The 13,203-nt window shown below is 57.1% G+C and carries 13 protein-coding genes; 5 read left to right on the plus strand and 8 right to left on the minus strand.

Translation table 11 applies throughout. From position 1 onward, the window contains the following. The first annotated feature begins 190 nt into the window (after nucleotides 1–190). Complete coding sequence (locus L3X40_RS14155) at nucleotides 191–754, plus strand: urate hydroxylase PuuD (RefSeq protein WP_237366214.1); 564 nt, start codon at nucleotides 191–193, stop codon at nucleotides 752–754. 156 nt (nucleotides 755–910) lie between these two features. Further along, entirely contained in the window at nucleotides 911–1,315 is a 405-nt protein-coding gene (locus L3X40_RS14160) for a SufE family protein (RefSeq protein ID WP_237366250.1), read from the plus strand. A gap of 182 nt (nucleotides 1,316–1,497) precedes the next feature. Here L3X40_RS14160 and L3X40_RS14165 read toward each other — a convergent pair whose 3' ends face one another. The 4 genes from L3X40_RS14165 to sdhC are packed head-to-tail and all read right to left on the minus strand — an operon-like array spanning nucleotide 1,498 to nucleotide 4,382. Next, on the minus strand, nucleotides 1,498–1,737 hold the full coding sequence (locus L3X40_RS14165; protein WP_237366215.1) for a hypothetical protein: 240 nt from the start codon (nucleotides 1,735–1,737) through the stop codon (nucleotides 1,498–1,500). A 58-nt stretch (nucleotides 1,738–1,795) separates the two neighbouring features. Continuing rightward, nucleotides 1,796–3,598: a succinate dehydrogenase flavoprotein subunit gene (gene sdhA / locus L3X40_RS14170; RefSeq protein ID WP_237366216.1), complete on the minus strand. Its 1,803-nt coding sequence runs from the start codon at nucleotides 3,596–3,598 to the stop codon at nucleotides 1,796–1,798. Further along, nucleotides 3,598–3,987, minus strand: a complete 390-nt coding sequence (gene sdhD / locus L3X40_RS14175; protein ID WP_237366217.1) for a succinate dehydrogenase, hydrophobic membrane anchor protein — start codon at nucleotides 3,985–3,987, stop codon at nucleotides 3,598–3,600. Before sdhD ends, sdhA begins: the two co-directional genes overlap by 1 nt. Next, nucleotides 3,987–4,382, minus strand: coding sequence for a succinate dehydrogenase, cytochrome b556 subunit (gene sdhC / locus L3X40_RS14180; protein WP_237366218.1), 396 nt, complete (start codon nucleotides 4,380–4,382; stop codon nucleotides 3,987–3,989). The genes sdhD and sdhC overlap by 1 nt, the downstream gene beginning before the upstream one ends. Before the next feature lie 242 nt (nucleotides 4,383–4,624). Between sdhC and L3X40_RS14185 the strand changes: the two genes are divergently transcribed. The 3 genes from L3X40_RS14185 (at nucleotide 4,625) to L3X40_RS14195 (ending at nucleotide 7,805) form a co-directional block, all read left to right on the plus strand. Further along, entirely contained in the window at nucleotides 4,625–5,959 is a 1,335-nt protein-coding gene (locus L3X40_RS14185) for a methyl-accepting chemotaxis protein (RefSeq protein ID WP_237366219.1), read from the plus strand. A 41-nt stretch (nucleotides 5,960–6,000) separates the two neighbouring features. Beyond that, nucleotides 6,001–6,996: a 50S ribosomal protein L11 methyltransferase gene (locus L3X40_RS14190; RefSeq protein WP_445177196.1), complete on the plus strand. Its 996-nt coding sequence runs from the start codon at nucleotides 6,001–6,003 to the stop codon at nucleotides 6,994–6,996. A gap of 68 nt (nucleotides 6,997–7,064) precedes the next feature. Next, entirely contained in the window at nucleotides 7,065–7,805 is a 741-nt protein-coding gene (locus L3X40_RS14195) for a TIGR02117 family protein (RefSeq protein WP_237366221.1), read from the plus strand. Here the strand turns inward: L3X40_RS14195 and L3X40_RS14200 are convergent, their stop codons facing one another. The 4 genes from L3X40_RS14200 to L3X40_RS14215 all read right to left on the minus strand — a co-directional run bounded on the left by L3X40_RS14200 (nucleotide 7,806) and on the right by L3X40_RS14215 (nucleotide 13,188). After that, nucleotides 7,806–8,534: a PilZ domain-containing protein gene (locus L3X40_RS14200; protein ID WP_237366222.1), complete on the minus strand. Its 729-nt coding sequence runs from the start codon at nucleotides 8,532–8,534 to the stop codon at nucleotides 7,806–7,808. Nucleotides 8,535–8,602: 68 nt separating this feature from the next. Beyond that, nucleotides 8,603–10,672 carry an NAD-dependent DNA ligase LigA gene (ligA, locus tag L3X40_RS14205; protein WP_237366223.1) on the minus strand — a complete coding sequence of 690 codons (2,070 nt, stop codon included), beginning with the start codon at nucleotides 10,670–10,672 and terminating at the stop codon, nucleotides 8,603–8,605. After that, nucleotides 10,672–12,336: a DNA repair protein RecN gene (gene recN / locus L3X40_RS14210; RefSeq protein ID WP_237366251.1), complete on the minus strand. Its 1,665-nt coding sequence runs from the start codon at nucleotides 12,334–12,336 to the stop codon at nucleotides 10,672–10,674. Before recN ends, ligA begins: the two co-directional genes overlap by 1 nt. A 78-nt stretch (nucleotides 12,337–12,414) precedes the next feature. Continuing rightward, a complete protein-coding gene (locus tag L3X40_RS14215) occupies nucleotides 12,415–13,188 on the minus strand; it encodes an outer membrane protein assembly factor BamD (protein ID WP_237366224.1) in 774 nt (257 codons plus the stop codon). Between the last annotated feature and the right edge of the window lie 15 nt (nucleotides 13,189–13,203).

Below are 13,203 nucleotides of genomic sequence, written 5' to 3' on the forward strand. Positions count from 1 at the left end.
GCCTGCCGACCTAGCATTGTTCATCTCCTCAAAGAGGCGTGAATCAATGAGGTGGATTACAGTTCCGGGTGACTAGCATCGGACATATCGTTACGGAAATCGAATTAAGGTGTGACATGCCCTTGTTATTGGCGTAGAATTACGCAGTTAAGTCACCTGGAGGGCCAGGCTGATTATGTAGGGGAGCGAAATGGGAAAAATACTCGAAAATTTAAATCTCACGATGATCGCGGGGCTTATTCTCGCACTGATTATCATATTCACAGTGCCGGCCAATGCCGAAATGGTTCAGGGCATTATGCGCTGGCTACACCTGTTTTTCGGGATCACCTGGATCGGCTTGCTCTATTATTTCAATTTCGTCCAAATTCCGACCATGCCCAAGGTTCCCGCCGAACTGAAGCCGGGCATATCCAAATTCATCGCGCCAAGCGCCCTGTTCTATTTTCGCTGGGCGGCGGCATTCACAGTGTTGACCGGCCTGATTGTCGCCTATCTGGCGGGCTATGCCCATGAATCGCTGACGTTGCAGGATCCCTATCGTCTGATCGGCATCGGCATGTGGTTGGGCCTGATCATGGCATTCAACGTCTGGTTCGTGATCTGGCCAAACCAGAAGCGCGCACTTGGGCTTGTCGAAGCTGACGATGCATCCAAGGCGAAGTCGGCCCGAACCGCGATGTTGTTTTCGCGCACCAACACGTTGCTGTCGATCGCAATGCTGTACTGCATGATCAACTTCAACGGCGGCTGAAACCGATACAGAGTGCTAACGGAGAAGGGGCCTTTTGGGCCCCTTCTTTATGGACATGAGCATGTGTGCCAAGACCTGATCAGAGCAAAGCCTGACTGTGCCAATCCAAAGCAAATGCCCTTCGACAAAACCGCCAGGAATGATTATCTCGCCCTTATGAATGCGCTGACCGACCTGTTCGACGAATATGAATTCCTGGAAGCCGACGACCGCTACCGGTTACTGATAGATCTGGGCAAAGGGCTGGAACCCATGCCTGACGCGCTGAAGACCGATGCGACACTGGTGCGCGGTTGTTCGGCTGCCGTATGGGTCTACCCGACCGTTCGTGATGATGGCGCGCTGCATTTCATGGCCGACAGCAATGCCGCCATTACCAAGGGAATCATCGCACTGGTGCTACTTGCCGTGCAGGATCGGCAACCTGAGGAAATCCTGAGCACGGATATTGCAAAGGCGCTCGCGCCGTTCGACCTCAAGAACCAGCTCAGTTCGAACCGGACGCAGGGCATCCCCAATATGATTGCCCTGATCCGAGCTACAGCGAAACGGTTTGCATAAACCGCCGCCCCGCTAGAGCATCGTGCGGAAAAGTGGGAACCGGTTTTCCGCAATAAACGATGCGACAACAAAAGCTTAGAGCGGGCGGGGTGATTCAGATTTCACGCTGCCCGCTCTAGAGTGATTTCGAAGTAGGTGGAATCACCTGCTGACTCGGAAATCACGGAAAACAAAGGATGACTCTAGCTGATTTCAGCCTCATCGACGATGGGGCGGCTTTCCCTTGTCCCGCGCATACGGCTGTCAGGATCATCTGGATCAGCACTTATGACGACGTAATCGTCATGGACCTCCAGTAGCGTCCCAACAAATGGAAAATCGCTCAGACTGCCGGTCACCCGGTAACTGACCACATCGCCCACCTTGAATGTGGCTTCGTCGAAATTGAATTCGAAAGGGCAGCTTTCTCCCATACCTTGCATCGCTTCTCTCCTCAGCGAATGGCGGACCCCTCTCCCGTGGACGGGAGAGGGGATGGAATCAGTAAACCCGTGCCTTTGGTTTAATATACTCCGCCTCGTCGGTGAGTGTATAATCGTGAACAGGACGGTAGTCGAGGGTGACATTGCCGCCTGAGCCGCCCCAGCCTTCAAACCAGCTGACGGTGTGCTTCATCCAGTTCGCATCATCGCGATCGGGGAAGTCCTCATGCGCGTGCGCGCCGCGCGATTCCTTGCGGTTGTTGGCGCTCTCGATCGTGCAGATAGCCTGAGCCATCAGATTATCCAGTTCCAGTGTTTCGACAAGATCGGTATTCCAGATCAGCGAACGATCCGACACGGAAATGTCCTGCATCCGCTTGTTGACCTTCTGCATCAATGCGACGCCTTCGGATAACAATGCGGAATCGCGGAACACGGCGGCATGCTTCTGCATCGTGCGTTGCATGTCGAGACGCACTTCTGCCGTCGGAGACCCGCCTTTGGCATTGCGGAACTTGTCGAGACGGCCAAGCGCGAAGTCTGCGGAATCGGCCGCCAGCGGCTTTTGCGCCGTGCCGGGCTTGATCGTTTCCTTCAGGTGCAGGCCAGTCGCGCGACCAAAAACCACAAGATCGATCAGCGAGTTGGAACCAAGACGGTTAGCGCCATGAACGGAAACGCAAGCCGCTTCACCGACCGCATAGAGACCCGGCACTACAACCTCTGGATCGCCGTCCTTCTTTGTGACGACCTGGCCATGATAATTACAGGGGATGCCACCCATATTGTAATGCACCGTCGGACAGACCGGCAACGGTTGACGGGTGAGGTCGACGCCCGCGAAAATCTTGCCGCTTTCGGTAATGCCTGGAAGACGCTCGGCCAGAATTTTCGGATCGATATGGTCAAGGTGCAGGTAGATATAGTCCTTGTTCGGACCAACGCCGCGTCCTTCGCGCATCTCCATCGCCATCGACCGCGACACCACATCGCGGCTGGCGAGATCCTTGGCCGACGGGGCATAACGCTCCATGAAGCGCTCGCCTTCGGAGTTGGTCAGATAGCCGCCCTCACCGCGTGCGCCCTCTGTAATAAGCACGCCCGCGCCATAAATGCCGGTCGGGTGGAACTGGACGAACTCAAGGTCCTGAAGCGGAAGCCCGGCGCGCAATACCATACCGCCGCCATCGCCGGTGCAGGTATGGGCGGAAGTGGCGGAGAAATAGGCTCGACCATAGCCGCCTGTCGCCAGCACGACGGCGTGGCTGCGGAAACGGTGGATGGAGCCATCCTCCATACAGAGCGCAATCACGCCCCGGCACTCGCCGTCTTCCATGATCAGGTCGATGGCGAAATATTCAATGTAGAAGTCCGCGTCATACTTCAGGCTCTGCTGATAGAGCGCGTGAAGCATCGCGTGGCCCGTGCGGTCGGCGGCGGCGCAAGTGCGCTGCACGGGCGGGCCTGCACCCATATTCTGCATATGGCCGCCAAACGGACGCTGGTAGATGGTGCCCTCTGCATTGCGACTGAACGGTACGCCGGCATGTTCGAGTTCATAAACCGCCGCTGGCGCTTCACGCACCATATATTCGATCGCGTCCTGGTCACCAAGCCAGTCCGACCCCTTCACGGTGTCGTACATATGCCAGGTCCAATGGTCGGGGCTGTTATTGCCAAGGCTGGCAGCGATACCGCCCTGCGCCGCTACGGTGTGGCTGCGGGTAGGGAACACCTTGGTTATACAGGCGGTTTTCAAGCCCGCTTCAGCACTGCCCATAGTCGCGCGCAGGCCCGAACCACCCGCGCCTACGACGACCGTGTCATAAATATGGTCGATGATCTTGTAAGCATTTGACATTATGCCGTAGCCCCCGAAAATGCGATCTTTGCAACGGCGAACAGGCCAAGTGCGGCTCCGCCGATGGCGTAGAAATTGAGAAGCAGGATCGCGCCGAATTTCAGCGCATCATCATGCACATAATCCTCGATCATCACCTGCAGACCAAGCCGTAGGTGATAAAAAATGCTGATCAACATCAACATCAGAGGTACGGCAACCAGCGGTTCAGCGACCCACGCAGTAACCTGCGCATATTCTAATCCCGGCAAGCGCATGACACTGAAGATCAGCCAGGGGACAAGGATGAGATTGCCGACCGCGGTAATCCGCTGATTGATCCAGTGATGCGAGCCCGCGCGCGCGGAACCCAGGCCACGAACGCGGCCAAGCCCAGTGCCTGTGCCCATCAGATGCTCCTCGAAAAGATGTAAAGCCAGAGCGCGCCCGTCGCTGCAATCGCGGCGAAAGGAATGATGAGCGCCCACATTTTGTTGGTCTTGAGTTCATAGCCAGCGCCAGTGTCGAGCACGAAATGGCGCAGACCCGAAAAAAGATGCTGAAAAAAAGCCCAGGTCAGACCAATCATAACGATATACCCTGGAATGGACGTCGCACAGGTCACGAACTGGTCATAGGCTTCCTTGCCCGACGCAGCAGCCAGCAACCACCAGACAAGGCCCATTGCCCCCACAACCGCCAAACCGTCGCCGGTTACGCGGTGCAAAATGGAAACCAGCATGTGCGGTCCCCATTTCCAGATGCTCAAATGCGGCGAAAGTGGGCGATTATGCGGTCGCGCCATTATTATACCCCTGTTTCCATCTCGAATCCCGGCCCGTTTAGCGCAAAGTCTACAACATGCAAATGGCTGGAAGCGATGCCGGGGACATATACGCCTCCTTCAAAATACACACAGTTTTTCTCCAAGCCGCCCGCAAAATAGCAATGTATCATAAGGGATGATTAACCATCTGCCGATATAGCTTGCTGGGGATAGCGCATTTGCGCCCAGAACAGGGTCAGTATATTGGAAGGCTGTATATCATGCCACACCGGATGAAATCCGACGTCGCCATGCAAGAGCGAGTGAAGGACTACGACCCTGACGGCACTCTGCGTGAATATGCACGCGAGATTTTCGACCTTTTCGACGACGACGGCCTAAAAGCATCCACTGTTTTCTGGCAGGTCCTCGCCGAGCGCACTAACCTGAAGCACATTTCGACGCAGGAACAAGCGCATAAGTCGATCCAAGACGGGGTGATATACGCCAAGAAGAAATATCTCGATTTCGCAAGTGAAGGCTGGGCAGACATGGCGCGGCGTTTCGCCCGCTTTGCGCTTAGAAAAAACATTCCCCTGCGTACCGTTCTGGCGTGCCTTTCCATTGCACATGAATATACGATGCAGGAAATCGTAGCCCAGAACAGCGATGATCCAGCACGCATGTGCCGCCTGGCCAATGCCGTGTTGCGGATATCCATTATCGAGGCAGAGATCATGTGTTCCATTCTCTCTGACGACCGGGCCGAACATGAACAGGAATTGCGGCATCATAACAGCGCCCTCTTTCAACAAAAAATCGCCAGCGAAGTCGATGGTGCTTCAAAATTGGGCGAAGGCTTGCGCGAACAGGCAAAGGATGCTTCCGCCGCAACGCGCGGTATGCTGGGCAAAGCATCCGAAGTAGCCGCCGCTGCCGAACAATCCGCCCTTGCCATGCGTGAGGCGGCACAGACTTCCGCTGGTCTGATCCGCGCCATCGAAGATGCTCGCAACGAAGTGGAAAGCGCCGCCGAAGTTGCCATGCGCGCATCCAATCAGGCGCGCGATGCCGTGACCATGTCGGCAACGTTATCGGAACACGCCCAATCGATCGAATCCATTCTGGGCCTGATCCGCGACATTGCCGGGCAGACGAATTTGCTGGCTCTCAACGCCACAATCGAAGCCGCCAGAGCGGGCGATGCCGGGCGCGGATTTGCTGTCGTTGCACAGGAGGTCAAAAGCCTCGCCAACCAGACAGCCCGCGCCACCGATGACATTGCTGCCAAGATCAGCACCATTCAATCCGCAACGCAGCTATCGGTCGATACCAATGAACGCATTCGCGAAACCGTGAACGAAGTTCAAGCCTCGGCCAACCGTATCCGGCAGGCGATGGATGCACAGGCACAGACCGTCACCATGATTACGGCAGCCGTCGATGAAACAGCGCTGGCCGCCGACTCGATGTCTGCGACCATTTCCGCAATCAGGCAGGATACGGATGTGGTCGCATCGGAAATCGACGAACTGGAACGCGGTTTCAGCAGCGTGGAGGACAAGCTTAGCAGTCTGCGCGAAGCATCGGCCGAATTCAGCAAGCGCGTCGCCTGATGGGGCTTTGATATTATATCCCGCTCCGTTAATCGGGGCGAATGCCAATGCAAAGACAAAATAGCGAAAGCTGGAAGCTGACGCTGCCCTGCACACGTGCGGAGGCAGATGCACTCGCGCTCGAGATTGAACCGCTGGCGCTGATGCATCCGCCGCCAGCGCTCATGACCAGCGAACCCGATGAAAGCCGCCCAAATGAGTGGCGGTTGGAGGCCTATTTCGAGGGCAAACCCAATACCGCCACCATCCGGGCAATTTGCGCGCTGGTGCCAAGCGCCCGGAATACGAAGCCAACGCTCGAAAAACTGCCCGATGAAGATTGGGTGACGCTAAGTCAGCGAGGCCTGGAACCCGTGATTGCCGGACGCTTCTTTGTGCATAATATGCCCGATGACGTCGTGCCGGAAGGAAGGAAAGCGTTTCTGATCGGCGCGGGTCAGGCCTTTGGCACTGGACAGCATGAAACCACCAAAGGATGCCTGCTGATGCTCGACCGGATGAGGCGGCTGGGCGGACGTTTTGACACAATCTGCGATATTGGCACCGGTACAGGCATCCTCGCCTTTGCCGCCATGCATTTATGGCCGCGTGCTTACGCCACGGCATCCGATATTGATCCCGTCGCTGTCGCAGTCACCGCCGAAAATGCTGAGGTAAATGATGTTCCTTTGGGCCTGGGTCCGGGTAAAGTTGCGCTTGTCACAGCGGCGGGAGCCGATCATCCTGTCATCGCGCGGCGAGCGCCCCATGATTTGGTTATCGCCAATATCCTGGCGGGACCGCTGATCGAACTTGCACCATCGCTTGCCGCGATCTTGCCGGTGGGAGGCACATTGATCCTGGCGGGACTGCTGGATTCCCAGACCGATCGCGTAGTCGCGGCATATCGGCGGGAGGGGCTGCGTCTTGCCGACCGGATCGACAATGGTCAATGGCCGACCCTGCGCCTGCGCAAGCGCAAAACCATTGGGTGGAAGCGGCCAAAGCGGTTAAGGATTGGACATAACGGCGAAGCGCCCGGTTTTGGGAGTTGGTAACCAAGACACAACCTTCGGACCGCTTTCCTATGACATAGCCCCGAACGCCATGAGCAATAGCATCGTCCATGTCCATGTTGAATGCAGTCCGGATCACTCCTTATTCAACCATAGGCAAGGCCGTGGGCCGTTTCATTGTCCGCGCACTGATTATCGCACTGGCTCTGATTGCTCTCTATCTGGGGCTGGCATTGGCCGGATCACTCCTGCCGGCCAACAATGGCTGGATCGAACCACGTCAGGGTGTCCAGATCTTTGTCTACAGCAATGGCACCCACACAGGCATTGTTGTGCCAACGGTCAACGATGTGCAGGACTGGCGCGCAGTGGTGAAGCCCGAACATCTTTCTGATCCGCGATATGGAAAATCCGATCATCTCCTCTTCGGTTGGGGCGAACGGAATTTTTACCTCATGACGCCGACCTGGTCCGATGTCCGGATTTCCGTTGCTGCCAAGTCTCTGTTCTTCAGCAGACGTACACTGCTTCATCTCGACTATATCCACAGTCCAGTGCCGGGGCCGAATATGCGCCCCGTCACGATCAGCAAGGCACAATATGTCCGGCTGGTCCAGCAGATCGAAGGATTTTTCAGACGGGATGAGAAAGGCAACACGCTGCCCGTCAAAGGCTATGGACCGGCGGACAAATTTTATGAATCAAACGGCCATTACAATGTGATGCAGACTTGTAATAACTGGACCGGCGCGCAGCTCCGCAGCATAGGCGTACGGGTGGGCATATGGACGCCGTTCAGCCAGAGCGTCATGTGGTGGTTTGCCAATCCATCCGGCAGAGTCCGGCAATAATCAGGCCCCTGTGATGGCATTGTCCATATTAAGTTGCGCGCTCAACCATTCGACAAGCAACTCGAAGGAAATCGGCCGGACGAAAGATAAGCCTGCACGACCATTCCGTTGCCAGCGAATCAAGCTTTTACGGTCTTCCAGACCAGTGATCGAGACAACCACTTCATTGCCCGGTTCAATCGGCTCAGGCAATGTCACTTTCACTCCACCCTGCGACAGATCACACAGATCCACACAATATATCTGCGTGCCGACTTTTATATTCGCACTGCCGTAAACCTCTATCCGTGGCGGCCGCACGCGCAGGCCTTTCCCGTCGCTCGCGGTCCTCAACATCTCCTGGACATCGACTTCGTTGAAGAAATGCACGCCGATGCAACCGTCACGCATCCATACGATTTCGCCGTCAAGCTGCTGGCCCGAGCGGATTTCCAGGCTGATCTTTTCACCCAATTCGTGCGAGGAATAGACATTGGCCATAACCCCGCCCGCGGAAATATTGCGGATAAGGCAAAGTTCCTGACCATTGGCGGCAGTAAGCTTGGCTACCCAACGGACGGTGACGACCTGCCGCTCGGAATGGCGATGCTCGTCTTCCGCCTTTACGGGCGCGTCCACGGAAGTCCCATGCAAAGAATGTTGGTTAATCATCGACATATCGGTCGTAAACCTCAGCGGAAAAATGACAGAAGTGCCTGGTCCTTTTTTCCCACACAGCCAAAAATGCATTGAAAACGTAAATTATGGGTAAATTTCAAACGGATATGTCGCGAAAAAATGACCTGCCGAAGTGGAGCCTATAAGGCAATGTCGCCAGATTCCGCAACAATCCGTGCCCAGGCCGCTTCATCGATCACGACAATGCCCAGTTCCGCCGCTTTTTTCAGTTTCGATCCAGCGCCCGGACCTGCGATCACAAGGTCCGTTTTGGCCGAAACGGAGCCTGCTGACTTGGCCCCCAATGCCTCGGCCTGTGCCTTTGCTTCATCGCGGCTCATGGTTTCCAGCTTGCCCGTAAACACAACGGTTTTGCCCGTCAGTTCCGACTGGCGAACGTCGGATACATAGGGTCGCGGATGCACTTCGCTTAGCAGATCATCCCAAACGGCACGATTATGCGGTTCATGGAAGAAATCGGCCAGCGCCTTGGTGACGATAGGGCCGATACCGTCGATCGCAATGATCTCGTCCCGCGCAGAAACGTCGTCATGCGCTGTAATCGCAATATCAGCCAGCTTATCGACCGTCTTGAATGCCTTGATCAGATCGCGCGCGGTTACCGAACCGACATGGCGGATACCCAAACCAAAAAGAAAACGTCCCGCATCAGGTTCGCGGCGAGCCTCGATAGCAGCAAATAGATTATCGACCGACTTTTCCTGCCACCCCTCGCGCCCGATCAATTCCGACTTCCGCATGTGCAGCCGGAAAATGTCGGCGGGGCTTTCCAGCCATCCCAGGTCAAAAAACTCCTGTATGCTTTTTTCGCCCAGACCATCAATATCCATCGCGCCGCGACTGACGAAATGAATCAGACGCTGCACCCGTTGCGCACGGCAGATGAGGCCGCCGGTGCAGCGGTAATCCACTTCCCCTTCCTCCCGGACAGCCTCGGAACCGCAATCGGGGCAGAGGCCGTCAAACATCCAGGGATCGCCGGGTTCATCGCGGGTAAGATTCTCAACCACCTGCGGAATGACATCGCCTGCCCGTTGCACGACAATACGGTCATTTTCCCGCAGGCCAAGTCGCGCAATTTCGTCCATATTATGCAAGGTGACATTGGATACGACCACCCCGCCAACGGTGACAGGCTGGAGCCGCCCGACCGGCGTGATTTTGCCTGTACGCCCGACCTGCGTATCGATCCGCAGCAAGGTTGTTTGTGCCTTTTCGGCCGGGAATTTGTGTGCCAGCGCCCAACGTGGCGCTTTGGCCACGAAACCCAACCGCGCCTGCCAATCGAGCCGGTCGACCTTGTAAACGACGCCATCAATGTCATAAGGCAGGTCGGCCCGCAGCGCCTCTATCGCGCGATAATGGGCCAGCAGTGTTTCAACGCCCTCGAAACGCTGCAAATGTTCAGATACCGGAATCCCCCAGCCCTCAATCGCGCGCATCACCGCCATTTGGGTGTCGCCCGGCACATCGCTCGCCACACCCCAGCCATGCGCCAGAAAACGCAATGGTCGAGCAGCGGTAATCGTGGTGTCAAGCTGGCGTAACGAACCGGCCGCCGCATTGCGAGGATTGGCGAATATCTTGCCCCCCTGCTCCGCCTGTCGCTCGTTCAGCGCGACAAAATCGGCCTTGGCCATATAGACTTCGCCCCGCACCTCAAAAATGTCAGGTGCGCCTCCCGGCAGGTTGTCTGGAATATCGATGATCGTTCGGGCATTCGCGGTGACTTCCTCCCCCACCTGCCCATCGCCCCGCGTTGCCGCGCGAACCAGTGTTCCGCTCTCATATCGAATGGAAAGCGACAGGCCGTCAATCTTGTCCTCCGCCGTCATGGCGACGGGTTCATCCTCGCCAAGATTCAGGAAACGACGAATGCGTGCCACGAATTCGGCAATATCTTCGTCCGAAAAACCGTTGTCGAGCGAATAGAGCCGCTGTTCATGCGGAACCTTGCGCAGGGGCGTGCTTTCGATCGCCGCCCCAACCTGCCGTGAAGGGCTATCATCACGGATCAGGTGCGGAAATTGCGCCTCCAGCTCGGCATTGCGCCGCACCAGTGCGTCATATTCCGCGTCGCTGATCTCTGGCGAATCGTTGGTGTGATAAAGCCTGTTGTGACGCGCGATCGATTTCGCCAGCCGCATGAGTTCATTGGCGGCATCGGCTTCGGTGATATCATCGGACATCACACCCCCTCCAACAGCCGGTCAGCCTGAGCCCGCGCCTCATCCGTGATCGCCGCGCCGGACAACATCCGCGCAATCTCCTCCCGCCGATTGCTGGCATTCAACTCGCACACGCCGGTGCGGGTGACGATGCCATCGCTTGCCTTGGCGATCAGCATATGTGTGCCGCCGCGTGCCGCGACCTGTGGACTATGGGTGACGACCAGCACCTGATTTCCGACCGACAGCCGCGCCAGCCGGTCGCCGATGGCTGAAGCGACTGCCCCGCCGACCCCCCGGTCGATTTCGTCGAAAATCATCGTATCGGCTCCACCCTCTTCTGCCAACGCGACTTTCAGCGCCAGAATGAAGCGCGACAGTTCCCCACCCGATGCGATCTTGATCAATGGCGCGAAGGGCGCGCCGGGATTGGTGGAAATTTCGAATTCCACCCTGTCGGCGCCCTTGAGACCCCATTGTCCTTCATCAAGCGAGTCCACACATGTCCTGAATCGCGCCGTATCCAGCTTCAGCGGTTCAAGCTCGGCCGCAACGGCGTGGTCAAGCCGCCCGGCGGCTTTGCGCCGCTCCGCCGTCAATGCCTCTGCCGCCATGCGATAGGCCGCAGCCTTCGCCTCAAGGTCAGATTTCAACTGATGAAGTCCTTCCTCACCCGCCTCCATACGCGCCAGTTTTTCGGTCATTTCCTTGTAAAGCGCGCCCAGTTGATCGGCATCGACCCGGTGCTTGCGAGCAAAACCGCGCAAATCGAACAAGCGCGTTTCAATGGCGTCGAGCCGGGCGGGATCAAAGCTCAGCGCCTCATTGGCAGCAGCCAGTTTTTCCTCCGCCTCGCTCGCTTCGATAATGGCCCGGTCCAGACTGGCAAGCGCTTCGGCCAACAGCGGATGCTCCGCCGCCATCCGATCGAGTCGCCGGGCCGCCTGTCGCAGTTGAGAAAGGCCGCCTTCGGAACCAAGCAAGAGATCGCCTACTGTCACCAGTTCTTCGGCAAGGCGCGCACCCTTCTGCATGTCCGACCTTTCGGTCGCCAATGCATCCTCCTCCCCTTCCTGCGGATCGAAGGCAGCGAGTTCGCTGACGGCATGTTCCAGAAAATCGCGGTCGCGGGCTGCATTTTCAACCTCTGCGCGCGCTTGATTCAATGTCGCTTCAGCAGCGCGCCACGCCTCATGCGCGGACGCAACGGCGGCAGTTTCGCACCGCCCGAATGCATCGAGAAGCGCCCGGTGTCCTCGTGGATTGAGCAATCCGCGATCATCATGCTGACCATGAATTTCCACCAGAAAGGCTGCAATTTCACGCAACAGGCCCGCCGAACAGGGCTGATCATTGACAAAGGCGCGGCTACCTCCGTCCGCCCGCAATGTCCGGCGGATCATCAAGGGTTCGCCCGGTTCAAGGTCAATGCCGTTATCGGCCAGCACGGCGCGCAAGGGATGGTCCAGACGCGGCTCAATAAAGGTTGCGGTGACACTTGCGCGATCCTCGCCCTGCCGCACCAGGCCGGTATCGGCACGCGCGCCCAAGGCCAGACCAAGGGAATCAAGCAGGATGGACTTGCCCGCCCCGGTTTCGCCGGTCAGCACGCCAAGCCCCCCTCCAAATTCCAGATCAAGTCCTTCGATCAGGACGACGTTGCGGATGGAAAGGCTGATCAGCATGGCGGTTCCGCCCAGCCGCAACGACACAAGATTCCCTCAACCGCCAGAAAGGCGACGTCACAAAGCGCAATGTGCACTCTAAGCGCTTGGGGCATGTTCCCGGATAAGGTCATAGGCGCGCTTGTACCATTTCGTGCCCGGATAATTGGCCCCCAGTACCGCCGCCGTCTTTTCGGCCTCTGCCGGAATGCCCAGCGCCAGATAGGTTTCGGTCAGCCGCATCAATGCTTCGGGTGTATGGGTCGTTGTCTGATATTTGTCGATCACCGTGCGAAAGCGGACCGTAGCGGCCAGCCATTGGCCACGGCGTTCGTAAAAGCGGCCGATTTCCATTTCCTTGCCCGCCAGATGGTCGTTAACCAGATCCACCTTCAACCGCGCATCGGCGGCAAAACGGCTTTGCGGATAACGCCGGATCAGTTCACCCAGCGAATTCAATGCCTGCTCTGTAATTTTCTGATCACGGGTAACATCGGCAATTTGTTCATAATAGCACAATGAGATCAGATAATAGGCATAGGGCGCATCCTTGTTGCCGGGATGGATCGACAGGAAACGCTGCGCCGACTGAATCGATTGGGTATAGTCGCGGCCCATATAATAGCTGAATGCGCTCATCAGCTGCGCCCGACGCGCCCAAGGCGAATAGGGATGCTGGCGCTCAACCTCATCGAACAGCGCGGCGGCAATCTTGAACTGCCCACGGTCCAGACGATATTTGGCCGCATTATAAAGCGTACTGACGTCGCGGGCGACGTAATTGGTATCAGCCTTGTTCTTGCTGGTAGCGCATCCGGCGAGGAGGACGAGCGACAGGCCGACAACAAGCGGCTTAACGAGAGTCTTGTGCATGGGGATGGGTCATAG

Source organism: Rhizorhapis sp. SPR117, from assembly GCF_021742065.1.

What these genes read in the sequence shown, in the direction of transcription:
- L3X40_RS14155 (WP_237366214.1), top strand. Translation starts at nt 191, where the DNA reads ATGGGAAAAATACTCGAAAATTTAAATCTCACGATGATCGCGGGGCTT.
- L3X40_RS14160 (WP_237366250.1), top strand. Translation starts at nt 911, where the DNA reads ATGAATGCGCTGACCGACCTGTTCGACGAATATGAATTCCTGGAAGCC.
- L3X40_RS14165 (WP_237366215.1), bottom strand. Translation starts at nt 1,737, where the DNA reads ATGCAAGGTATGGGAGAAAGCTGCCCTTTCGAATTCAATTTCGACGAA.
- sdhA (WP_237366216.1), bottom strand. Translation starts at nt 3,598, where the DNA reads ATGTCAAATGCTTACAAGATCATCGACCATATTTATGACACGGTCGTC.
- sdhD (WP_237366217.1), bottom strand. Translation starts at nt 3,987, where the DNA reads ATGGGCACAGGCACTGGGCTTGGCCGCGTTCGTGGCCTGGGTTCCGCG.
- sdhC (WP_237366218.1), bottom strand. Translation starts at nt 4,382, where the DNA reads ATGGCGCGACCGCATAATCGCCCACTTTCGCCGCATTTGAGCATCTGG.
- L3X40_RS14185 (WP_237366219.1), top strand. Translation starts at nt 4,625, where the DNA reads ATGCCACACCGGATGAAATCCGACGTCGCCATGCAAGAGCGAGTGAAG.
- L3X40_RS14190 (WP_445177196.1), top strand. Translation starts at nt 6,001, where the DNA reads ATGCCAATGCAAAGACAAAATAGCGAAAGCTGGAAGCTGACGCTGCCC.
- L3X40_RS14195 (WP_237366221.1), top strand. Translation starts at nt 7,065, where the DNA reads ATGTCCATGTTGAATGCAGTCCGGATCACTCCTTATTCAACCATAGGC.
- L3X40_RS14200 (WP_237366222.1), bottom strand. Translation starts at nt 8,534, where the DNA reads ATGCATTTTTGGCTGTGTGGGAAAAAAGGACCAGGCACTTCTGTCATT.
- ligA (WP_237366223.1), bottom strand. Translation starts at nt 10,672, where the DNA reads ATGTCCGATGATATCACCGAAGCCGATGCCGCCAATGAACTCATGCGG.
- recN (WP_237366251.1), bottom strand. Translation starts at nt 12,336, where the DNA reads ATGCTGATCAGCCTTTCCATCCGCAACGTCGTCCTGATCGAAGGACTT.
- L3X40_RS14215 (WP_237366224.1), bottom strand. Translation starts at nt 13,188, where the DNA reads ATGCACAAGACTCTCGTTAAGCCGCTTGTTGTCGGCCTGTCGCTCGTC.